The sequence below is a fragment of the Pseudomonas sp. PME37.24/006 genome, from assembly GCF_055556635.1.
The window spans coordinates 471,416-494,178 of record NZ_JBVHNL010000004.1 but is presented as its reverse complement, the minus strand read 5'-3'; the positions used below and the strand labels follow the sequence as shown (position 1 = coordinate 494,178).

At 63.6% G+C, this 22,763-nt stretch carries 17 protein-coding genes and 1 pseudogene; 7 read left to right on the top strand and 11 right to left on the bottom strand.

Annotation, left to right across the window (positions count from 1 at the left end; translation table 11 throughout):
• Nucleotides 1-7: 7 nt before the first annotated feature.
• From tssH to tssA, 11 genes and pseudogenes are all read right to left on the bottom strand, one after another.
• Nucleotides 8-2,716: a type VI secretion system ATPase TssH gene (gene tssH / locus ACZ3GY_RS18375; protein ID WP_465911450.1), complete on the bottom strand. Its 2,709-nt coding sequence runs from the start codon at nt 2,714-2,716 to the stop codon at nt 8-10.
• A gap of 74 nt (nt 2,717-2,790) precedes the next feature.
• Nucleotides 2,791-3,648: a beta propeller repeat protein gene (locus ACZ3GY_RS18370; RefSeq protein WP_465911448.1), complete on the bottom strand. Its 858-nt coding sequence runs from the start codon at nt 3,646-3,648 to the stop codon at nt 2,791-2,793.
• A 581-nt stretch (nt 3,649-4,229) separates the two neighbouring features.
• Nucleotides 4,230-4,661, bottom strand: a pseudogene (locus tag ACZ3GY_RS18365) (DUF4150 domain-containing protein); the annotation flags it as partial.
• On the bottom strand, nt 4,661-5,665 hold the full coding sequence (tssG, locus tag ACZ3GY_RS18360) for a type VI secretion system baseplate subunit TssG (protein WP_463566159.1): 1,005 nt from the start codon (nt 5,663-5,665) through the stop codon (nt 4,661-4,663). The pseudogene ACZ3GY_RS18365 and the gene tssG, both read right to left, overlap by 1 nt.
• Nucleotides 5,647-7,506 (bottom strand): type VI secretion system baseplate subunit TssF, encoded by a 1,860-nt coding sequence (tssF, locus tag ACZ3GY_RS18355; RefSeq protein WP_465911445.1) that lies wholly within the window; start codon nt 7,504-7,506, stop codon nt 5,647-5,649. The genes tssG and tssF overlap by 19 nt, the downstream gene beginning before the upstream one ends.
• A complete protein-coding gene (gene tssE / locus ACZ3GY_RS18350) occupies nt 7,503-8,018 on the bottom strand; it encodes a type VI secretion system baseplate subunit TssE (protein ID WP_465911443.1) in 516 nt (171 codons plus the stop codon). Before tssE ends, tssF begins: the two co-directional genes overlap by 4 nt.
• Entirely contained in the window at nt 8,006-8,806 is an 801-nt protein-coding gene (locus ACZ3GY_RS18345; protein ID WP_465911442.1) for a type VI secretion system accessory protein TagJ, read from the bottom strand. The genes tssE and ACZ3GY_RS18345 overlap by 13 nt, the downstream gene beginning before the upstream one ends.
• A 171-nt stretch (nt 8,807-8,977) precedes the next feature.
• Nucleotides 8,978-9,466: an Hcp family type VI secretion system effector gene (locus ACZ3GY_RS18340; RefSeq protein WP_131179927.1), complete on the bottom strand. Its 489-nt coding sequence runs from the start codon at nt 9,464-9,466 to the stop codon at nt 8,978-8,980.
• 73 nt (nt 9,467-9,539) lie between these two features.
• Nucleotides 9,540-11,033, bottom strand: coding sequence for a type VI secretion system contractile sheath large subunit (tssC, locus tag ACZ3GY_RS18335; protein ID WP_225837344.1), 1,494 nt, complete (start codon nt 11,031-11,033; stop codon nt 9,540-9,542).
• A gap of 12 nt (nt 11,034-11,045) precedes the next feature.
• Nucleotides 11,046-11,564 (bottom strand): type VI secretion system contractile sheath small subunit, encoded by a 519-nt coding sequence (gene tssB / locus ACZ3GY_RS18330; RefSeq protein WP_042553512.1) that lies wholly within the window; start codon nt 11,562-11,564, stop codon nt 11,046-11,048.
• A gap of 87 nt (nt 11,565-11,651) precedes the next feature.
• Nucleotides 11,652-12,689 (bottom strand): type VI secretion system protein TssA, encoded by a 1,038-nt coding sequence (gene tssA / locus ACZ3GY_RS18325; RefSeq protein ID WP_463562747.1) that lies wholly within the window; start codon nt 12,687-12,689, stop codon nt 11,652-11,654.
• A gap of 352 nt (nt 12,690-13,041) precedes the next feature.
• Between tssA and tagH the strand changes: the two genes are divergently transcribed.
• The 7 genes from tagH to ACZ3GY_RS18290 are packed head-to-tail and all read left to right on the top strand — an operon-like array spanning nt 13,042 to nt 22,701.
• Nucleotides 13,042-14,580, top strand: coding sequence for a type VI secretion system-associated FHA domain protein TagH (gene tagH / locus ACZ3GY_RS18320; RefSeq protein ID WP_465911439.1), 1,539 nt, complete (start codon nt 13,042-13,044; stop codon nt 14,578-14,580).
• Between the two features lie 52 nt (nt 14,581-14,632).
• Nucleotides 14,633-15,100, top strand: coding sequence for a type VI secretion system lipoprotein TssJ (gene tssJ, locus ACZ3GY_RS18315; protein ID WP_465911438.1), 468 nt, complete (start codon nt 14,633-14,635; stop codon nt 15,098-15,100).
• 14 nt (nt 15,101-15,114) lie between these two features.
• Nucleotides 15,115-16,449, top strand: a complete 1,335-nt coding sequence (tssK, locus tag ACZ3GY_RS18310; protein WP_465911436.1) for a type VI secretion system baseplate subunit TssK — start codon at nt 15,115-15,117, stop codon at nt 16,447-16,449.
• 6 nt (nt 16,450-16,455) lie between these two features.
• Nucleotides 16,456-17,805, top strand: a complete 1,350-nt coding sequence (locus ACZ3GY_RS18305) for a DotU family type VI secretion system protein (RefSeq protein WP_442963969.1) — start codon at nt 16,456-16,458, stop codon at nt 17,803-17,805.
• On the top strand, nt 17,802-21,320 hold the full coding sequence (gene tssM / locus ACZ3GY_RS18300) for a type VI secretion system membrane subunit TssM (RefSeq protein WP_465911435.1): 3,519 nt from the start codon (nt 17,802-17,804) through the stop codon (nt 21,318-21,320). The genes ACZ3GY_RS18305 and tssM overlap by 4 nt, the downstream gene beginning before the upstream one ends.
• The gene (gene tagF / locus ACZ3GY_RS18295) at nt 21,317-21,976 is read left to right on the top strand and encodes a type VI secretion system-associated protein TagF (RefSeq protein ID WP_465911434.1); all 660 of its coding nucleotides are present in this window, start codon (nt 21,317-21,319) and stop codon (nt 21,974-21,976) included. Before tssM ends, tagF begins: the two co-directional genes overlap by 4 nt.
• Entirely contained in the window at nt 21,973-22,701 is a 729-nt protein-coding gene (locus ACZ3GY_RS18290) for a PP2C family protein-serine/threonine phosphatase (RefSeq protein ID WP_465911433.1), read from the top strand. The genes tagF and ACZ3GY_RS18290 overlap by 4 nt, the downstream gene beginning before the upstream one ends.
• Nucleotides 22,702-22,763 lie beyond the last annotated feature (62 nt).

Here is a 22,763-nt window from a genome sequence, read left to right as displayed (position 1 = left end):
GTGGGGCTCACGGCGTCTGTTCGAAGCTGTAATGCAGCTCGTTGTTCTGCTGCGTTACTTGCACCCCGCTCAGCGGTTTGCCCTCGAGCAGGCGGGTCAGGAACTCGCGGCTCATGTCCGGCAGCATGCTGTTGGTCAGGATGGCGTCGATCTGCCGACCGCCACTCTCGTTCTCGGTGCAGCGCGAAACCACCAGATCGATCACGCTATCGTCGTAATCGAACGGCACCTTGTGGGTGCTTTCGATGCGTTTCTTGATGCGCTCGAGTTGCAGGCGGGTGATGGCCTTGAGCATGTCATCGGAAAGTGGGTAGTAGGGGATGGTCACCAGGCGGCCGAGCAGGGCTGGCGGGAAGATCTGCAACAGGGGTTCGCGCAGTGCCTTGGCGATGCCTTCGGGTTCGGGCATCAGCTCCGGGTCACTGCACAGCCCGGCGATCATCTCGGTACCGGCGTTGGTGGTGAGCAGGATCAGGGTGTTCTTGAAGTCGATCTGACGGCCTTCGCCATCTTCCATCACACCCTTGTCGAACACCTGGAAGAAGATCTCGTGCACGTCCGGGTGAGCTTTCTCCACCTCGTCGAGCAACACCACGCTATAGGGTTTGCGACGTACCGCTTCGGTCAGCACGCCGCCTTCGCCGTAGCCGATGTAGCCCGGTGGCGCACCCTTGAGGGTGGAAACCGTGTGCGCTTCCTGGAACTCGCTCATGTTGATGGTGATGACGTTCTGCTCGCCGCCGTAGAGAGCTTCGGCCAGGGCCAGGGCGGTTTCGGTCTTGCCCACGCCGGAGGTGCCCGCGAGCATGAACACGCCGATCGGCTTGTTGGGGTTGTCCAGGCCGGCACGGGAGGTCTGGATGCGCTTGGAGATCATCTCCAGGGCATGATCCTGGCCGATGATGCGTTTTTTCAGGTGCTGGTCGAGCTTGAGGATGGTTTCCAGCTCGTTGCGTGCCATGCGCCCGACCGGGATGCCCGTCCAGTCGGCGACCACCGAGGCGACCGCCTGGTAATCCACGGTCGGCAGAATCAATGGCGCCTCGCCCTGCAGGGCACTGAGACGCTGCTGCAGATCGACGAGGGTATCGCGCAGTGCAGCGCGTTGCTCGTCGTTCAGGGCCGGCTGTTCGGCGCCCGCTTCACGGCTGGTGTCGTCCACCGGCTCGGCAGCGGCGCGCAAGCGGGCACGGGTGGCCAGCAGTTCGTCGACCAGCGCCTTCTCGTCAGCCCAGCGGGTTTCCAGGGTGACCAGGCGCAGGCGCTCTTCGGCCAGCGCCGTATCGACGTCCAGCAGGCGGCTGCCGATGGTGACGCCAATGGCTTGTTCGCGGCCGATGATCGCTCGCTCGGTCTCGAGGGACTCGATGCGTCGACGGCTGTCGTCCACCTCGGCCGGCACGGCGTGCAGGCTGATGGCTACGCGAGCGCAGGCGGTGTCGAGCAGGCTGACCGACTTGTCCGGCAACTGACGGGCCGGAATGTAGCGGTGCGAAAGCTTGACGGCAGCCTCCAGGGCTTCGTCGAGGATCTGCACCTGATGGTGTTTTTCCATGGTCGAGGCGACGCCGCGCATCATCAGGATCGCACGGTGCTCGGAGGGTTCGTCCACCTGCACGACCTGGAAACGGCGGGTTAGCGCAGGGTCTTTCTCGATGTGTTTCTTGTATTCCGCCCAGGTGGTGGCGGCCACGGTACGCAGGGTGCCCCGGGCCAGCGCGGGCTTGAGCAGGTTGGCGGCATCACCGGTACCGGCCGCGCCACCGGCGCCGACCAGAGTGTGGGCTTCGTCGATGAACAGGATGATCGGCTTCGGTGAGCTCTGTACGTCTTCGATGACCTGGCGCAGGCGCTGTTCGAATTCACCCTTCATGCTCGCGCCGGCCTGCAGCAGGCCGACGTCCAGGCTACGCAGCTCGACGTCCTTGAGGCTTGGCGGTACGTCGCCGGCGACGATACGCAAGGCGAAACCTTCGACCACTGCGGTCTTGCCCACCCCGGCCTCGCCAGTGAGGATCGGGTTGTTCTGACGGCGACGCATGAGGATGTCGACCAGCTGGCGAATCTCGTCGTCGCGCCCGACGATGGGGTCGAGCTTGCCGCTGCGCGCCTGTTCGGTGAGGTCGACGGTGAAGCGCTTGAGCGCTTCCTGCTTGCCCATCGCTGCCGGGGCCATGGCGCCGCTGGCTTCACCCGGCACCGCACCGGCATCGAAACCGTCGGTGGCGCTCAGAGCGTTCTCCGGTGATGCGCCGACGATCTCGTCGAAACGCTCGGTGAGGGTCTCGACCTTGACCTTGTCGAACTCGCGGGAGATGGCCAACAAGGCATTGCGCAGGCTCGGTGTCTTGAGAATGCCGACCACCAGATAGCCGGTGCGTACCTGGTTTTCGCCGAACATCAGGCTGCCGTAGACCCAGCCGCGCTCGACCGCTTCCTCGACGTGGGAGGACAGGTCGGTGATCGATGTGGAGCCGCGCGGCAGGCGATCCAGGGCTTCGGTGATGTCCTTGGCCAGGCGGCCCGGCTCGATGCTGAACTGACGCACGATCTGGTGCAGGTCGGAGTCCTGCAATTGCAGGATCTGATGCAGCCAGTGGCTCAGCTCGACGTAGGGGTTGCCACGCAGCTTGCAGAATACGGTGGCTGCTTCGATGGCCTTGTAGGCGACGCTGTTCAATTTGCCGAATAGCGCGGCGCGACTGATTTCACTCATGGTGTGCTCCTTTACCTAATGACTTATGTCCGTTGCTTACTGCATCTGGTGTCTTTGCGGTGACGGCAGGTCGGTCAGTCGATTTCATAACGCCAACCTTGCCACTGATGTCCGTCCCACCAGGCGAAGATCTCTCCGCCAACCGCCATCAGGTGCGCATCATTGGCCGCCAGCCGATATAGGGGGGCCTGTTTGCTTTCCTGCAATTGATCGCCGTCCAGTTTGAATACACCGTTGGCTCCTGCTGCAAGCCAGATTTGGTCCTGCTGCACAGCAAGGCTGGTGATGGTGTAGTCAGCGGCATCGAGTTGCTGCCAGATATCGCCATGGCCGATCCAGAGACCTCCTTTGGTCCCGGCAATGACGACCTGATCGTCGGCTATGCACAGCACAGCCAGCAGGCTGATGTTGGTGAACGGCTCGATTTCGCTCCAGCGACTGCCGTCGAAGTGAACCACGCGCCCACCATCGCCGACGGCATACAGGCAATCGCTGGCACAGCCGTGCAGTGCATTGAGGCGCTTGCCGCCCGCCGCTGAAACGATCTGCTCGTGATGGTTCTCGATCAGGCGTATGGAACCGTCCAGCGCGGCGGCATAAATGCTCCCCGGGCTGGCGACGAACACGGCGTTGAAGCCATCTTCTGTCGTGGTCTGTAGCGTCTGCCAGTGGATGCCATCGAAATAGTGGATATGGCCATCCATGGAGCAGGCGGCGATCCAGTCACCCCGACGATGCATATGGGTCAGCCAGTGATCGACCTCGAATAACGAGGTAGCACTCAGCCCCTCGTCGTCATAGGCAACGCTATGGATGCAGGAAATGATCGCGTCGGGTTCTAGAGGTGGTTCGTAGACGTTCAACAGAACATCGGCCTGTCCTTGGCCGTTGCCATGTATGGTGACGATGCTGACTTGACGTGAATCGCTCATTGAAAACGTCCTTATCAGAACAATTTTGATTTTTGGGCTTTCTTCGCAATGACTTTCTGCGGCAACGCTGCTCCACGAGTGCCGGGCGCTCGCAGCTCGAATTGCTTGGGCTTCTGCATGCTGCTTTTGCACATCTGGTGAAATTGCTTGTCGACCTCACGCAGCACGCATTCGGCATCGTTTGCGCTGAGACCCGGGCCGGGCCCCGGCTCGATCAACTGACGCTTGGCGTCGGCTCGTGCGTCCTGATAGGTCGGGCTGGTCTGCTTGTGCTTATAGGCATCCCGGTAGCGCTTGGCATCCGCCTTCTGCATCTGCGATACCCGGCCGTGGTCGGTACTCGGATCGGTACCGTCCTCTAGCGCGATACAGGGCGCCAGCGCTTCGTCATACCCTGGGCAGATTTCCGTGAGCGTGGTGCCGCGCGGATAGCAGAGGTGCGAATTCTGGATGACATGGTGGGATTGGTATTCCACTTCAGTCTCCTGCTTGATGGCCTGGCAGCGCTTCTGTTGCTCGCTATGATTTTTTACCGGTGTACGTTCCAGGGCCTCGTCACAGTTCATGACGGCCATGGCTATTTCATCCATGTACGGCCAGGGCGGCGTATTGCCGGGCATGGAGCCATGGTTGTGAGTGGTCAGATCCATATGGCGGACGACGTTGAGGCTTTCGACCTTGACGTTCATCGACCAACTGGTGAAGTACACCTTGCCCTTGATCTTGCCGGTAAGAATGCCTTTCTTCGGTGCGCAGCCAGGCTCATCACCGTAACTGGTCTTGAAGAAGTTCTTGTTCTTGCGCATCACTTCCTTGCGGGTGATCTTCACGCTGCGCGTACCGCGACTGGGATCTTTCGCCAGCCCGGTATTGGGGTAGGGAATCGGTACGCCCATAGGTGTGGGCGGTGCCTGCGGCGGGGTGAAGCAAACGTCCGGAAAGGCGGCGACGGATTTTCCGCTGGCCGACCTGCAGGAAATTTCCATGTTGTTGGCAAAGACCTGATTGGCCATCAGCACGCTTCCGCGAATGTGCAGTGGCCACTGCTGAGGTAGAGGTCCTCGGCGTCCTCAGTCGGTTGCCCGAGCCAGATGTCGAAGCCGAGTCGGTAACCACCGGCCAGGTTGGCCTGCGGTACTTCCTCCTGTTTGAGCACCAGGTTGGTGTCCCAGTCCAGTTCCATGCCGACGTATTCGGCCACCCAGGCTGCCAGCTCGGCGAGCAGCGGCTGATCGGGCAGAAACCGCCTGTACTGCGCCAGGCTCAACGGGCCCATGCGCAGGCGAAACTTGTGTTGCCGATCCCACACGTGGGTACCCAGGCACAGATCCACGCCGAGTGTGCAGGTCGAGGCGCCCAGGCGGCTGTATTCCGGGAGTTGCAGCCATTGGCCGACATATTCCTCGAGGGCCACCGGCACGCCGAAGTACTCGCTGAGGATCGCCTGCAGGCCGTCCGGATAGCGGGTCTGCGCGGCCAGGTGGCCGGTGAAGTAATAGCGTGCGGCGTCGTCGATCGGGCCCTGGCCCATGAGGCTGTGCATACCGCGGCCGGACAGGGCGCCGAGGCGTGGTGACCAGTAGTCGTCGTCCGCACGATCCTGGCTGACGGTGGGTCGTGCTTCGGCCCAGGCGCGGTAGAACAGGGTCAGCAGGCGATGATTGAAAACGTCAAGAAAACGCTTGAAGGTGGCGTCGCCATGGTGCCGCTGGCGCTCGCGGGCATGTTCGGTCAGGTGTAGCGGTAGCGGGCCGTTGGGGCCGGTGAGGCCGAAGAAGAACTGCTCGATGCGCGGCGTGCCGGTGCTGTCGTGGATGACGCTGGCCAGGGTCGAGGGCGCAAAGCCGCAGTCCGGTTTCTGGCCAAGCCGCAGCGGGTCGTCGACCAGGCGCACGGAATGGCCGAGGCGCGGGCGCTCTGGGTATTCGCACTCGATGCGCCGCATGGCCTGGAAGAAGTCATAGTTCCAGGGCGCTTCGGCCATCGCCGCCAGGGTGTTTACAGGGTCGGCCGACATCCGGGCTTGGCCCTCCAGCGCATCACTTCGCCCCGCTCGGTGGTGCGCAGCACCGTTTCGGTAAAGCTGTTGATCGATACGTAACGTGTCAGGAAGCGTTCCAGTACCGAACCGAGCAGGAACACTCCGGTACCGCGGAAGGCGTTCTCGTCGAACTCCAGGCCGATCTCCAGGCCGCGACCGAAAACGATCGGCCCGGGCATCGGCAGGCGCCGCGTGCAGGCCTTGCTGCTGACTTGGCGCAGGCCGTCGATCTGCAACTGCAGGGCATTGTCGCCAGCGTCGCCGTACAGGCGCATCAACTCACGCAGTGCGGCGGCGCCCTGGCCCTGTTCGCTGAGCGACAGGTAATTGAGTGACAGCTGGCTGATCAGGCGCCAGGCACTGGCGTCATGGGCGCGGCTGGCCCGCGGTCGGCTGGGGCCGGCCAGGCAGCGCACCGCGACCACGGGCGCACTGTCCTCCAGGGTGAAATCGCTGCGCGTCCCGCCGATCGGCATCGACAGCGGCAGATCGCGATTGGTGCACAGCGCGGCGATGCCCAGCTGGCGCAGATCGTGACGATAAGGCGCCTGGTTGGTGTCGACCAGGGAGATGAAGGTTTCGCTGCCAATGTACGTGGAGCGCGGGCCGTTACGACGCTGCTTGCTCGACAGCACGCGAGGCTCGCGGCGCAGGCTGTACCAGGCCTGTTCGCGGCCGTAGCGAGAAGGGTCGCGCACCGCATAGAACGGCTGGAACGGTTGCTCCGGGCCGCTGCCATGGCCGCTGACTTCGGTGATCGAATGGATCTCGAAGTCCTGCGGGCGTGTGCGGTCGGCGATGATCTGGTGTTCGTGAACGCGGTCGCTGAGGTGAATGCGGTCGGCACGCCGGGCGAACAGGTTGATCGCCGGGGTGCAGAACAGGCGGAACTGCTCGGCGCCGATGCTGTTTTCCAGGCTGTTGTCGAGGCGATTGAACAGCACCACGATCTCCAGCTCCTGGCTGGCGTTGCGTTGCACGGCGCGTTTAAGCCCAGTCAGTTCGACGAACAGGAAACGGTTCGGCAGGGCGAAGTATTCCTGCAGCAGGCGATAACCCTGGAACGCGCGGGGCACCACTGGTAGCGCGGCGTCCTGGTCGTCGAAGCCGCGTGGGCGCAGGCTGTCGGGTGGCAGACGCTCGACCCACGAGCCATCCACCGCGCGCACGAACAGGGCACAGGCATTGCCGAGCAATTGTTCGTAAAGACGGAAGGGTTGCTCGTCGGCGCCGTGCAGGAAGAACGTCAGGGTATCCAGATCCAGGGCATTGAAGGGCAGGCCGGCGCCAGTGCGCAGGCGCAGTTTCAAGCCGGCCTTGGCACCGGGTTCGCTGGCGGCAAGGCGGCCGAGCTGCGTCGTCGGGTTGCCGAAATAGCTGGCCTGGGTCACTTCCAGCGGCCAGAGCGTGACTGGCTGGCAAGTGCGGTATTCGCAGGCGGTCTGGGCTTCGCTGCCGAGCAGGCCCCGTAGCGATGCACCGCGCTCGAGGGTGAAACCGCTACTCAGAGAGCCTTCGTTGGGATCGGCGCACAGTTGCACCACGGTCATCGACGGGGTCGGTGCCAGGTAGTGCGGGTAGGCGATCTCCAGCAGGTTGTGGGTGAAGGTCGGGTACTCGGCGTCGAGCTTGAGCTGCACCCGTGCGGTCAGGTAGGCGAAGCCCTCGAGTAGGCGTTCCACATAGGGATCGGCGCATTCCACGCCCGACAGCGTCAGGCGGCTGGCGATCTTCGGGAATTCGCCAGCGAACTCTTCGGCGCTCTCGCGGATGTGTTGCAGTTCCTGGTTGTAGTAGCCGAGCAGGCGCGGGTTCATCGTCGTCTCCGTGATGCGTCGGCAGGTAGTACCTGAACGTGGCCGGTTTCCAGATCCAGCTCAGTGGTGAGCAGCAGGCGAAGCGGCATGGGGTGCGCCCAGAGGTCGCCTTCGATCTCGAAGCTCAGGGAGTTGTGGCTCATCTCTTCGGCTTCCTGACGCGCGCGCACGCGCAGCGAGGAGCGCACGATGCGTGGCTCGAAGTCGGCGATGGCCTTGGTCAGCAGGCGTTCCACCGCCTGTATGTCGATACTCGAGGCACTGTGACCTGCCAGTGGTGGCAGGCCGAAGTTGACCACCGAGCTGCCGGCCCGGCTCTGCGCTTCATTGTCGCTGGTCAGCGGTGCCACGGTGTTGAACAGCCAGGCCAGGTCGCGCAGCACCGAGGCGCGCAACTGGTTGAGGGTCAGCACGCGCTTGTCGACGCTTTCCGCCTGGTTGCTCGGATCATCGTCGAGCAGACGATCGAGCAGAGCGGGCTGCAGGCGTTCCTGACGTTTCAGGTCGGCCATGCCGCTGCATTCCCATGATCGAAGCTCAGCGTACGGACATCGAACAGGGCCTGTTCGCCCCCATCAAAGGCGAACAGACGCTGGCCGAGCGGCAGGCCGGTGTCCTGCCATTCGGTCTTACGCGCCAGGCGCAGCGCACCGTCGGTGCTAGTGTGGCTGCCGGGATAGCGGCTGGGAATCAGCGCCACGGTGCTGCCGCCATTGGTCAGATTCACCTGAGCCGGCAGCCAGACCAGGTCACGCAGATCGCTGGGTGCTTCCAGGTTGAGGCTGGCGATGTTTTCCATGGGCAGCCAGACGTAGCGGCCATTGACGATCAGCTCGAGCACCGGGCCGAGGCGCGGGTCGGCATCGGCCATCCAGGAGAAGGGGACGTCGTCGAGCTTGCCCGGTACCGCTGCGGCGGTTTCGAAGGCCTGGTCGCGCAGGCTCTGGGCTGCGGCGGTGTTGCCCTGAGCATCCTGCTCTAGGGCCAGGATCAGCGGTGCCACCCACTCAGCGGGTTCGCCAAGAACGACGGGGGTGGTTTTACCGGCGAAAACCTGCTCGCGCAGGGCTTCGCAGTTCAGCGCGGTGCTGTAGGTCTGCACCATGGGGAGGCAGGCTGCATCCAGCTCGCCGACTACCTTCAGCTGATTCTGGGCGCGGCTCCACTGGCCCATCACGGCCAGCAACTGGAACAGGAATACCCGGAGCTCAGCCTTGGCAGGCAGCGCTCGAATCTGATCCTGCAGCGCCTTCAGTGCCTCTTCGAGCCGTGCGTTACGCAGGTGTTCTTCGGCAGTCATCGTCGTTCCCTGTACTGGCGCGGCTACCGCTGCAATGCGTTAGCCATCAGGCCCGCGGGGCTCGCCGTGGAGCGAGGTGCGTTGCGGGCCATTGAAAATTCGCTATGGTCAAAACCATCAATGCCCGGCGTGGTGCCGGGCATTGATGTACGCCCGAAGCTCGGGCGGGGGTTATACCTTGACGTTCTGGCGGATGTTCCAGCCGTATTTGACCGGGCCGCCCTCTTTGGCGCCGTCGGCTTTCTGCGGCTGATAGTCGACCAGCACCTGAGCGAAGTTCAGGGTGACGTTTTCGGTGAGGCGATCCTCGCCACCGCTACCGCCAGTGCTGATGGAAGACACCAGAACTTCCTTCAGGGTGATGATCAGGTACTCGACCTGAGAATCGCCACCGGCCTTGCGGATGGTCAGCTTGGCTTCCGGATAATGCTTGCCGCTGGAGCAGGCCATCATCAGGTTGGGGCTGGATTTGTCGACGTATTTGGTCAGCGACAGATCCTGAATGTTGACCTTGCCGGCACCGCCGCCACCGCCTACATGCATCGAGCCGGATTGGCTCATGCCCCAGCTCCAGGCCAGTACATCGACTTCGTCGGCATGGGTCTTGTCCTTGGACTCGCCCTTGACGTCGCCAATCTTGATGAACATATCAACAGCCATCATTCCTCCTTTCGTGGCTTTTGCCACTCTGTTTCAACTGCGTCCGCGAGAGCGGACGCCACAGTGACGAACCTCAGGCCCCCTTGGCCGAAGGCAGTTTGGATACCAGGCGCAGCGACACGGTCAGCCCTTCGAGCTGGTAGTGCGGGCGCAGATAGAACTTGGAGCTGTAGTAACCGGGGTTGCCCTCGATTTCCTCGACCACCACTTCGGCTTCGGCCAGCGGGTGCTGGGCCTTGGTGGTTTCGGTTGAGTGCGCCGGATCACCGTCGACGTAATTGAGGATCCAATCCTGCAGCCAGCGCTGCATCTCGTCGCGCTCTTTGAACGAGCCGATCTTGTCGCGCACGATGCACTTCAGGTAGTGAGCGAAGCGGCAGGTGGCGAACAGGTACGGCAGGCGCGCGGCCAGGTTGGCGTTGGCGGTGGCGTCCGGATCGTCGTACTCGGCAGGCTTGTGCAGCGACTGGGCACCGATGAAGGCAGCCAGGTCGGTGTTCTTCTTGTGCAGCAGCGGCATGAAACCGTTCTTCGCCAGCTCCGCTTCACGGCGGTCGGAGATGGCGATTTCGGTCGGGCACTTCATGTCCACGCCACCGTCGTCGGTGGGGAAGGTGTGCGCCGGCAGGTTCGGTACTTCACCGCCCGATTCCACACCGCGGATGCGCGAGCACCAGCCGTACAGCTTGAACGAACGGTTGATGTTGACCGCCATGGCGTATGCCGAGTTGGCCCAGGTGTACTTGCTGCTGTCGGCGCCGTCGGTTTCTTCCTCGAAGGCGAATTCTTCGACGGGATCGGTCTTCGCACCGTACGGCTGGCGAGCCAGGAAGCGCGGCATGGTCAGGCCGATATAGCGCGAGTCCTCGGAGTCACGCAACGAGCGCCAGCCGGCGTACTCGGGGGTGGTGAAGATCTTGGTCAGGTCGCGCGGGTTGGACAACTCCTGCCAGGAACCCATACCCATGACCGTCGGCGAGGCCGCAGAGATGAACGGCGAGTGCATGGCCGCAGAGATCTTGGCGATTTCGCCGAGCAGTTCGACGTCGGGTGGTGACTGATCGAAGTAGTAGTCGCCCACCAGGCAGCCGTAAGGCTCGCCGCCGAACTGACCATATTCCTCTTCGTAGAGCTTCTTGAAGATCGGGCTCTGATCCCAGGCGGTACCCTTGAATTTCTTCAGGGTCTTGTGCAGTTCGGGCTTGGAGATGTTGAGCACGCGAATCTTCAGCTGCTCATCGGTCTCGGTGTTGTTGACCAGGTAGTGCAGGCCACGCCAGGCGCTTTCCAGCTGCTGGAAGTCCGGGTGGTGCATGATCAGGTTGACCTGAGCGGTCAGCTTGGCATCTATCGCCGCGATGATCGACTCGATGGACTTGATCGCGTCATCGGAGATCAGGTCGGTCTTGCCCAGTGCCTGTTCGGCCAGGGTGCGTACGGCGGTTTCCACCGCTTCGCGGGCGCGCTCGGTCTTGGGTTTGAATTCTTGCAGCAGCAGCGAAGCGAATTCGCTGGTCTGTTCGGTAGTGGCGGCCGCTTGCGCGGAATCCTGAATCAACTGGGCCATCGGGACATCCTCTTAAGCTTGCGGCTCGTTGTCTTGGGGCTTGGGCGCGCTAGCCAGTGCCTGCAACAGCGCCGGATCCTTGATCGCCTTGATGATCAGCTCTTCTGCGCCAGTCTTGCCGTCCATGTAGGTCAGCAGGTTGGCCAGTTGGGTGCGCGCTTCGAGCAGCTGGTTCAGCGAATCGACCTTGCGGGCGATGGCGGCCGGGCTGAAGTCGTCCATGCTCTCGAACGTGATGTCGAGGCTCAGGTTGCCTTCACCGGTCAGTGCGTTGGGCACGTGGAACGCCGCGCGCGGCTTCATGGCCTTGAGGCGCGAGTCGAAGTTGTCGGCGTCGATTTCCAGGAACTTGCGGTCGGCTACGGCGGCCTGGGGCTCGGCGGGTTTGCCGGCCAAGTCGGCCATCACGCCCATGACGAAGGGCAACTGCACCTTTTTCTCGGCACCGTACAGCTCTACGTCATATTCGATCTGTACCCGCGGGGCGCGGTTGCGCGCGATGAATTTCTGGCTGCTGGTATTGCTGCTCATGTTGCTCCTCCTGTGCATGTGCACTGGCTTCGTCGGCCATAGGCCGGTAGCGATGTGCGTGGGGCTTCCCTGAAGATCCACCGCACGTTAGTCGTATTCGGGGCCACGCAGGTTTTCGAACTGCGACATACCGTCGGGAATCAGGTTGCGCACGATTTCCGCGAAGTCTGCGGTGACCAGCTTCTGCGCGCGCGTCAGTAAGACCGGCACCGGACTGGAAGGTTCGTGCTGGGCGTAATATTCCAGCAGACGATCGAGCGTACGTAGCACGTCGTCGCGGCTGGCGATGCGTCCCGGCGCTATCGGCGCCTGGCGCGCTGTGTATTCTGCTGCACCCTGCGAAGGCTGTTCGTCGGCCTGCTGGTCGGTGTCGGCGGCAGGCGATGAGTCATTGCCTGCGGCTGGTGCCTGGTCGTTGAAAATCTGCCGGGTGTGGCGCAGCACCTGCTTGAGCACTTCGAGGTTGGCACTTTGCGCCGACCCGACCCGCTCGCTGAGCAGGCCTTCGATATCGGCCAGTGCCGCGCTGGCTTCGTCGAGGGCAATGCGGGTGCTGTCGAGCAGCTCGGCATCGGTGTCGAGGAAGGCGCCGCGCAGCTGGTCGGCGGAGAGCGTCTCGCTGGAGAATCGCTGCAGATCCACGGCGTTCAGGGCTGCACGAATGCTCACCGAGCCGAAGGCGCGCGAGCGGGTGATGCTGGCTTCACGCAGCAGGACGATCACTGGCTCGGCGCTCAGGGCGTTGAGCGCGTTGATGCGAATGGTCGGGTCGTTATCGTCGTCAGCATCCAGTTGCGGATACACACCGTCCCAATACTGGGTGAGCAATTCGCGAACCAGCGTCAGGCTCTGTGCCAGGCCGCTCAGGCCTTCGAGGGCGATGGCGCTCTGCAGATACAGGTTGGCGAGACGCAGATCCTTGCTGCGGGCGAACAGTTCGCTGGCGCGTTCGCGTACCTGGCGCCAATCCGGCGGCTCGGCCGCGATGACCGACTGGCCCATCTGGCGCTCTGGCTGGCCCAGCGCCAGGCGCTCCAGTTCGAGAAAATCGGCATCGTATTCGAGGTCTTCCCCACATGGGTTTTCGTCGGATACTGCGTTGAGCAAGTGCGACACATCCACCACGTCAGGTGCTCTCCATGTCAGGCCTGAAAGTTGAAATGAAGCAGTGACGGCGAGCTGCCTGTCAGACTGGATTCATCACGCAAAGCGGCACAATGCCACTATTCAGGCGAGGTTCGATGCTAATCCGGATCATTCTCCGAGTGCTCTCAGATCATTGTCAAGCAAGGGCAAGGCGGTAGAAACTGTCGTGAGGCACAGTATTTCCTTCTTCTGTGCAGTGACTCACAACCGCTTGGAAATATATGCCCGCTTGGGCATTGAACAGTATTGGCCAAGGGCAAAAAATAGTGCGTTTGGCATATCGACACCCCTCGAAGAACATGGTTTTTTTACCGCACTGCAAGGAGCCGCAATGCCGCTGCGTTTGGTCATCACCACCTATCACAAACTGACGCCCGGGCAACGGGCCGAGGTCGAGCTCGATCGGGGTGAGCTGAAAATCGGGCGCAGCGCCGGTAACGATTGGGTGCTGCCCGATCCCGAGCGGCTGGTGTCCAGCCAGCACTGCGTGATCCAGTACCGCGACGGTATCTACTACATCACCGATACCAGCACCAACGGGGTGATTCTGCAGGCCGCAGGTACGCGTTTGCGCCGCGGCAGCAGTGAGCCTCTGGCAGATGGCGAAGTGCTGAAGATCGGCGAATACGAGATCCGTGTGCAGATCAGCGGTATTGCCCTGACCGCAGCGCCGGTACCGACCAGTGGCGCGACGGACGATCCGTTCAACAGCTTCGAGGCGTTGCTGAACCGCAGTGCGCAGCCGCTCGAGATGCCGCCGGTGAATGCTCAGGCAGCGCCCGCGCCTTCAGCGCCACGGCGCGATTCGCCATTCGATACCAAGCCGGATCTGTTCGACTTCCTCAGCCCTCCGGCAGCCGTGGCGCCATCGGTCTCCGATCACGTGCCGGCCCAGCAGCATGATTTCCGCCCACCACGGCCCTCACAGCCGCCACCTGCCGTAGTCGCGGCTACCGCTGCGCCCGTGACTGCGCCGGCTTCGGTGATCCCGGCGGATTGGGATCCTTTCGCCGATCTTCGGGCCGCATCGGCACCTCAACTGATTCCCGATCCATTCGCCGAACTGCCCAGTGCCGAAGCCGTGGAGGTACCGGATCCGTTCGCCGAGTCGCCACCGATGCCGGCAGTGGAAATCCCCCCGTTCTTCGTGAACGAGTCGCCGGTGCAGCAGGTTCAGCCGTTGCCTGTTGTCGAGCCGGTCGCGGCGCCTCAGCCTGCACCTGCACCTGCACCTGCACCTGCACCTGCACCTGCACCTGCAGCGCCCGCGGCCGTTGATGATGGCGAACTGATGGAGGCTTTCCTGCGTGGTGCTGGTCTGCAGCATCTGCGTCTCGACAGAGTGGCGGCGGCCGCACAGATGGAGTCCATCGGGCGCAGTTATCGGCTGATGGTCGAAGGGCTGATCGACGTGTTGCGTGCGCGTGCCAGCCTCAAGGGCGAGTTCCGCATGGCGCAGACCATGATCCAGCCCGTACAGAACAATCCGCTGAAGTTCGCGCCCAACGTCGATGAGGCGCTGCTGATGTTGCTGCGTCACGACAATCAGGCTTTCATGGCGCCCGATCAGGCGGTTGGCGAGAGTTTCGACGACCTGCGTGCCCATCAGTTGGCGCTGATGGCTGGCGTTCAGGCAGCGATCAAATATTTGCTGGCACGGTTTGAACCGCGCGAGCTGGAAGGACGTCTGAACAAGCCGAGCGGGCTCTCGGCGCTGTTGCCCAATGGTCGTCGTGCACACTACTGGGAGCTATTCACCGAACTCTACGCGACCATTTCCCAGGAGGCCGAAGACGGTTTTCAGGAGCTGTTCGGCCGTGAGTTCAGTCGTGCCTATGAGGAGCACATCGCACGCTTGCGAGGCCGTTGAGATCATTTGGCCCGCGCGCTCGCGGGCCTGCTGCAATCATTGAGGAAGCGTTATGCCAAGGATTCTGACCCTGCTGGTTTTTCTGTTGCTCGGCGCCTGTGCGTCCGGCCCGGAAAAGCCTGTACCCACTACCGTCGAGCTGCAATTGCAGGCCAGCCGCGATCTCAATCCGGCGCTCGCGGGCGGCGCTGCGCCGGTCTGGGTGCATGTCTACCAGTTGCGCAATGCCTCGACCTTTTCTCGTGCCGACTTCTTCTCGCTGGTTGATCGCGCTGACGCGACCCTGGCCAGCGAACTGATCGAACATGATCGTTTCGTGGTGCGCCCTGGCGAAACCCAGCGCAAGTCGCTGACCCTGGACGATGCTACTCGCCACCTTGGCGTGGTCGTGGCCTATCGCGCCCTCGACCGTTCGATCTGGCGCCAGGTCATCGAAATTCCTGCCCATCAGGCAAGCGCCTTGCGCCTGCAGCTGGACGCCTATGCCATCAGCGCCACGCCGCTGACCCCTCTTGAGTGACTGGAGACCCGTTCATGTCCTGGAACAACCGTGTGGTTTGGTCGGAGGGAATGTTCCTGCGCCCGCAGCACTTCCAGCAGCAGGATCGCTATATCGAAACCCTGGTCGAAGGCCGCAACCATGCCTCGCAGCCTGGCGCCTGGGGCTTTTCGCACGTGCTTATCGACAGCGCGTTGCTGACCCAGGGCAAGCTGGCGATTCTGTCCGCGCGGGGCCTGTTGCCTGATGGCACGCCGTTCAACATTCCCGAGAACGATGCGGCGCCTGCCCCGCTGAACATTGATGACAGTCTGCGTGATGGCATCGTCTATCTGGCCCTGCCACTGCGGCGTGCCGGTGTGCGCGATACCGTGGAAAGCGGCGAGAGCCTGGGCTCGGCCCGTTATCAGAGCAGCGTGCACGAGGTGCGTGACGACAATGCCTCACTGGAGAGCCGTGCGCCGGTGGCCATCGGCTCCCTGGCCCTGCGCCTGATCACTGAGCGTGACGGCCTCGACGAGCACGCGGCCATCGGTGTCGTGCGCGTGGTGGAAAAGCGCGAAGACCGCAGCCTGCTACTGGACGACAACTACATCCCGCCGCTGCTCGACGTCAGCGCCTCGCGCCCGCTCTCGGCGTTTCGCAACGAACTGCTCGGGCTGCTGCATCAGCGTGGTGAGGCCCTGGCGGGTCGAGTGGTCGCCTCCGGTGCCGGTGGGGCCTCGGAAATCGCCGATTTCCTGCTGCTGCAACTGGTCAACCGGGCCCAGCCGCTGGTGGCGCACCTGGCGCGTATCACGCCGCTGCATCCGGAAGTACTGTACCGCGAGCTGGTGGCGCTGGCTGGTGAGTTCGCCACCTTCACGGCCAGCGAACGGCGGCCGGGTGAGTATCCGGTCTATGAGCACGACGACCTGACCGCCACCTTCGCGCCAGTGATGCTGGCACTGCGTCAGGCGCTGTCGATGGTCATCGACAGCCGCGCGACCCCCATTCCTATCGTTGAAAAGTCCTTCGGCGTGCACGTGGCGATGCTGGCGGATAAGTCGCTGCTCGATTCCGCCAGCTTCATCCTGGTGGTACGTGCGGACGTTCCGGGTGAGAGCCTGCGTGGGCACTTCCCGCAGCAGGCCAAGATTGGTTCGGTGGAGCACATCCGCGATCTGGTCAACCTGCAGTTGCCGGGCATCGGCCTGCTGCCACTGCCGGTCGCACCACGGCAGTTGCCGTATCACGCTGGCTCCAATTATTTCGAACTGGATCGGGGCAGCGACCACTGGAAGCAACTGATCCATTCCGGCGGCTTCGCTTTCCATATCGCTGGCCAGTTCCCTGGTCTGAACCTGGCCTTCTGGGCCATCCGAGGCTGACGCGCGATGACCATCGACGATCCATTTGGCGCCTTGCCCGGTCAGCCCGGCAAGGGACACGACCAGGCGGGCAACGACCGCACCATGATCATGCCGCGCCCCGGTGGCCGCGCCGCCGAACCCTCGCGGCCGACCTCCGCCGGTTCGCCACCGCCTGCCATGCCCAGTGCGCCGCCACTGGCTGCGCGGGGGCTTGGCCTGAATCCTATCGAGGCCGCCGCCGGGCCGATGCTGGCGCTGCTGACCCGCTTGCGCAGCACCATTTCCCATCCCGCGCCGGCCAGCCTGCGTGCGCAGCTGCTCGGCTACCTGCGCCAGTTCGAGGACAAGGCGCGTGCCGCCGGCGTCGCTCAGGATGAAGTAATGCTGGCGCGTTACGTGCTCTGCACCGCGCTGGACGAGGCTGTGCTCAGCACGCCCTGGGGCAGCGCCAGTGACTGGAGCAAGCAGAGTCTGCTGATCACCCTGCACAACGAGGCCTGGGGCGGCGAGAAGGTGTTCCAGCTGCTCGACCACTGCCTGCAGAACCCCCGTCAACGTCTGAATCTGCTGGAGCTGTTGTACCTGTGCATCAGCCTCGGCCTGGAAGGGCGTTACCGGGTCATGCAGGATGGCCGCAGCCAGCTCGATGCGCTGCGCGAGCGGGTCAGTGCGACCATTCGCAGCACACGGGGCGAGATCGAGCGCGAGTTGTCGCCACACTGGCGTGGTTTGGTGGTCGCCCGTGACCGCCTGCGTCAGTTCCTGCCGCCGTGGGTGGCGGTGGCCATTGGCTTGGCGATCCTGCTCTTGCTGCTGTTCGGCCTGCGCATGAAACTGGCTGCCGAAGCCGAGCCGGTGTTTCGCAATCTGCACGCCCTTGGTGACGTGCCGGTGCAGACCATCGACCGTCCGGCCCAGCAGCCGCGCGTCGTCGAGCGTCCACGCCTGGCTGGCTTCCTGGCAGAGGAAATTCGTGCGCAGAAGGTCGCGGTGGAAGACGCTGTCGACCGTTCTGTGGTGACCATTCGCGGGGATCAGCTGTTCGCCTCCGGCAGTGCGTCGATTGCCGACGACTTCCAACCGCTGCTACTGCGCATCGCCGAAGCCATTCGCAAGGTCAACGGCCAGGTGCTGGTCACCGGGCACAGCGACAACCGCCCCATCGCGACGCTGCGTTATCCGTCCAACTGGAAGCTCTCCCAGGATCGCGCCCAACAGGTGATGGACGTGCTGGCGGCCAAGACTGGCCAGCCCGCGCGCTTCCGTGCCGAGGGGCGCAGCGACACCGAAGCCAAGGCTTCGAACGATACGGCGGAAGGCCGCGCGCGTAACCGCCGGGTTGAAATCACAGTCTTTGCGGAGGGCGTCGAGTGAAGGCGTTGTTCGGTTTCATGGCCCGCTGGGTCATGCCGGTTTTGGGGTTGCTGGCGCTGAGTCTGGTGATCTGGTTCGTGGGCCCACTGATCGCCATCGGCGGTTTCGAGCCGCTGGCCAGCAGCACGGTGCGCTGGACGTTGATCATCCTGCTGTTCGCCCTGTGGGCGGCCTGGCGGTTGATGCGCATCATTCAGGCGCGGCACAATGCGGCCAGGGTCATGCAGGGGTTGGTGGAGGTTGCACCGGATCCGACCAGCGTGGCCACCGCGGAAGAGCTGGCCACCCTGCGCCAGCGCATGGACGAGGCTTTGGGCCTGCTCAAGCGCGCCAAGCTCGGTGGCGGTGAGCGGCGCAACCTTTATGAGCTGCCCTGGTACGTGATCATCGGCCCGCCCGGCTCCGGCAAGACCACCGCACTGGCCAACTCCGGGCTGCGTTTCCCGCTGGCCGAGCAGATGGGCGCCGGGGCGGTACGCGGCGTTGGCGGCACACGCAACTGCGACTGGTGGTTCGCCGACGAGGCCGTGCTGCTCGATACCGCCGGGCGGTATACCACCCAGGACAGCCATGCCGCGGTCGACAAGGCCGCCTGGCTGGGTTTCCTCGACCTGCTGAAAAAGCAGCGCTCGCGGCGGCCCATTGATGGTGCCTTCGTCGCCATCAGCCTGTCCGATCTGCTGCTCGGCAGCGACAGCGAGCGAGCGGCCCATGCCGTGGCCATTCGCGCCCGTGTGCAGGAGCTGTATACCCAGCTCGGCGTACGCTTCCCTGTGTACGTGATGCTCACCAAGCTGGATCTGGTGCCCGGCTTCATGGAGTTCTTCGACGGCCTGAGCAAGGAAGAGCGTGCTCAGGTCTGGGGCATGACCTTCAGCCTCGACGATGGCAAGAGTGCCGAGGGCCCGCTGCAGGTATTTCGCAGCGAGTTCGATGCGTTGGAGCTGCGCCTCAACGAGCGCCTGGTCGAGCGTCTGCAGCAGGAGCGAGACCCTGCGCGGCGCGACTTGATCTATGGCTTCCCGCAACAGTTCGCCGCGCTGCGTGAGGCGCTGGCCGGCTTCCTCGACGGCGTGTTCAAACCCAACCCTTACGAGGAGCGGGTGTTACTACGCGGCGTCTACCTGACCAGCGGCACCCAGGAAGGCAGCCCGATCGACCGTCTGATCGGTGCCATGGCGCAGAGCATGAGCCTCGACCGTCAGCACCTGGCCCGCCAGACCGGAACAGGGCGTAGCTACTTCATCGAGCGCCTGCTGCGTGACGTGGTGTTCGGCGAACGCGGCCTGGTCGGTGCCAACCCCAAGGTGGAGCGGCAGAAGCGCTGGCTGGCACGGGGAGTGATTGCCGCAACTGTGATTCTGGTTCTCGGCACGGCCGCGGTATGGTTCGCCAGCTTCCGTGCCAACCAGGCCTATATCGCTGCCGTGGATGCCCGCGTGCAGCCGCTGCGTGGCGAGCTGCAGGCGCTCAGCCCGGCACAGCGCGACGTTCTGGCGGTGCAACCGCTGCTCAATGCCATCCGCACTGTCAGTGGCGATGCGCCGAGCTGGGCCGAGGGCTTTGGCCTCTACCAGGGCGACATGCTCGACAGCGAAGCCTCCAGCGTCTACCGCAAGCTGCTGATCGCGGTCATGGCGCCGCGGGTGCTGGCGCGCCTGGAAGAGCAGTTGCGTACCGGGGGCAACTCGGACTTTCTCTACGAAGGCCTCAAGGCTTACCTGATGCTTGGCGAGTCGGAGCATTACGATGCCGACTTCATCAAGGCCTGGATCGCCCTCGACTGGGATCGCAGCCTGCCGCGGGATCTGCTGCCGGAACAGCGTGAGGCGCTGAATCAGCATCTGGTCGCGTTGTATGACCGCCAGCCACCGGTGGTACGCCTCGACGAGAACCTGGTCGAAGACGTGCGCCGGCGTCTGCAGCGGCTGTCCGTGGCGCAGCGCGCCTATGACCGGGTGAAGCGCCAGAAGCTGCCCGAGGGTATCCCGGACTTCCGCCTCAGCGATGCTGCCGGCCGTGATGCCGCGCTGGTGTTCACCCGCAAAAGTGGCAAACCGCTGAACGAGCCGCTCAGCGGCTTCTATACCCAGCGCGGCTACCGTGAGGCCTTTCTGGTCGGCAGCGTCAGCCAGGCCGGTACCCTGGCCGAGGAGCAGTGGGTACTCGGTCGCAGTCTGGACGATGGACAGAATGCCGCCGCCCTCGCGCTGGAAGTCCGGCGCCTTTATGTGCAGGACTACATGGCTCAATGGGATGCGCTGCTCGCCGATATCGACTTCGTGCCGGTGACCAGTGTGGCCCAGGCCGCGGACGTGCTGCGCGTGCTGTCGGGACCGACCTCGCCGCTGAAGAGGTTGCTTCAGGCGGTCGCCAAGGAGACCGATCTGCAGAAGGAGGAGCGACTGGTCGCCGAGAAGCTCAAGGAGCGTGGCGACGATACCGTCGACCGCCTCAAGCAGCAGCTCGGTTCCCTTGTCGGCCAGTCGGAGGAGGGCGTAGTCAATGCCCTGGCCACCGAAATGGATCCGATCACCGCTCACTTCGCCGAACTCAACGGTCTGGTCGAAGATACGGATGGCCAGACTCCGGCCATCGATGCCCTGCTGCAGGATCTCAACGCACTCTATGTGCAGGTCAGTGCCATGAGTGGCGCCAGTGGCGAAGCGTTGCTGGGCGAGTCGCGCAACCAGACCACGGCTGCTGCCGATCAGGTGCGCCTGAGTGCCGAGCGCCAGCCGCCGCTGGTACAGGGGTTCCTCAAGTCGGTGGTCGGCTCGACCACCGGCACCATGATGGGCGGCATCCGCAACCAGTTGAATGCCGCCTGGATGAGCGAGGTGGTGTCGGTGTACCGCCAGTCGCTGGCTGGGCGCTACCCGCTGGATCGTGGCAGCAGCCGGGATGCGACCCTGGACGACTTTGGCCATTTCTTCGGCCAGGGCGGGGTGCTCGACAGCTACTTCCGCAAGTACTTGCAGCCCTACGTGGATACCTCTGCGAGCACCTGGCGCTGGCAGCCGGGTGCTGCGCAGAAGCTCGGTATCGGCAGCGGTGTGCTGCAGACCTTCCAGCGTGCCGCAACCATTCGCGAGGCGTTCTTCCGCTCTGGCGGTACCCTGCCGATGGTGCGTTTCGAGCTGCGGCCGGTGGCGATGGACTCCAGCATCGAGCAGTTCCAGCTTGATCTCGATGGCCAGCAGTTCAGCTACGACCACGGCCCGGCGCGACCGGTCGCCATGCAGTGGCCGAGCAGCAATGGCACCGGCGTGGTACGTCTGAACATTTCACCGGCCTCGGTCACCGGGCGTTCGGGGATAACCCTGGAGGGACCGTGGGCCTGGTTCCGACTGCTCGATCAGTCGGATCTCGCCCAGGGCAATTCACCTGATCGATTCACCCTGCGCATGCGCGTCGACAACGCCAGCATTTCCAGCGAGCTGCGTGCCAGCAGTGCGTTCAATCCATTCCGCCGCCAGGTCGTCAGCGGTTTCAGCCTGCCGGAGCGTCTGTGAGTAACCCGGGTTTCTACGGCAAGCTAGCCGTACGCGGCGATTTCATTCATCGCGGTCTTGCGCCAGGCTTCATCGAGGCCTGGGACAACTGGCTGACGGCAGGCCTCACCGCCAGTCGGCAGACCCTGGGCGAAGCCTGGCTGGATGCCTATCTGGTCAGCCCGCTCTGGCGCTTCGCGATCGCGCCTGGCCTGCTCGGTCAGGAAGCCGTTTGCGGGGTGATGATGCCCAGTGTCGACCGGGTCGGTCGTTACTTTCCCCTGACCATCGCCCTGCCGCTGCCGGCGCAGACCGATATCGGTCACCTGCTCAGCGACAGCGACGACTGGTTCGAACGTGCCGAGGCCCTGTTGCTCTCGACTCTGGAAACCGATGCCGATGCTGAAGCCTTCGAGCGCGCTGTCGGCGCCCTGGGCAGCCCGCTGCTGGCAACTGGCAGCACCCAGCGTTTGGATGCCAGCGGCGCGGCGATCTGGTCTGTGGATAACCCGCGGGATCGTGGTCTGGCCCTGATGCAGCAGGCCTGCAGTGGCGCCAGCTTGTGGTGGGGGCGCGGTTCCGAGCGTGTCGCGCCCGGCCTGGTACGTTTCGCCGGGCTGCCCCCGGCCGAGGCGTTCTGTCGTCTGCTCAGCGAGTCCGCTGGAGGCGAGGCATGAGTCCGTCGAGCGTTACCCGGTACCACTCTTCCAGTCATACCCATGTCGGCATGGTGCGCAAGGTCAATGAAGATGCCTGCCTGGATGCCCCGGACAACGGCCTGTGGGCTGTCGCCGACGGCATGGGTGGACACGCCAGCGGTGACTACGTCAGCAGCCTGATCATCGACAGCCTGCGTGCGTTACCGCCCAGTGCCGTGCTGAGCACTTACGAAGGGGCGTTGATCGACACCCTGGATCACGTCAATCAACAGGTGCGTATAGAGGCCGAGAAGCGTGGCGGGGCGACCATGGGCAGCACCGTGGTGGTGCTCGCCGCACGGGGTGCCGAAGCGCTGTGCCTGTGGGCCGGGGACAGCCGCCTGTATCGGCTGCGCAACGGTGGCCTGCAACCGATCAGCCGTGATCACAGCTACGTTCAGGAACTGGTCGACAGCGGCCTGCTCGACGAAGAGGCTGCGCGCAGCCACCCCATGGGCAATATCGTCACCCGTGCCCTGGGCGTTCAGGATGACCTGCAACTGGAAAGTGCACGCCTGGACGTGCGACCTGGCGACACCTTCCTGCTCTGCAGCGATGGCCTGAACAAGACGGTCGAGGATTACGAACTGCGCGAGGTGCTGGGGCACGAGGATCCGTACCAGATGGTGCGCAGCCTGGTACACCTTGGCTTGACTCGAGGCGCTCCGGATAATATTACCGCCGTGGTGATCAAGGCCGCTTAGGCGGCCAACTGTTGCACATCGATCTGCCAAATACTCAATTGCTGCCGCGCCCGATCATCTCG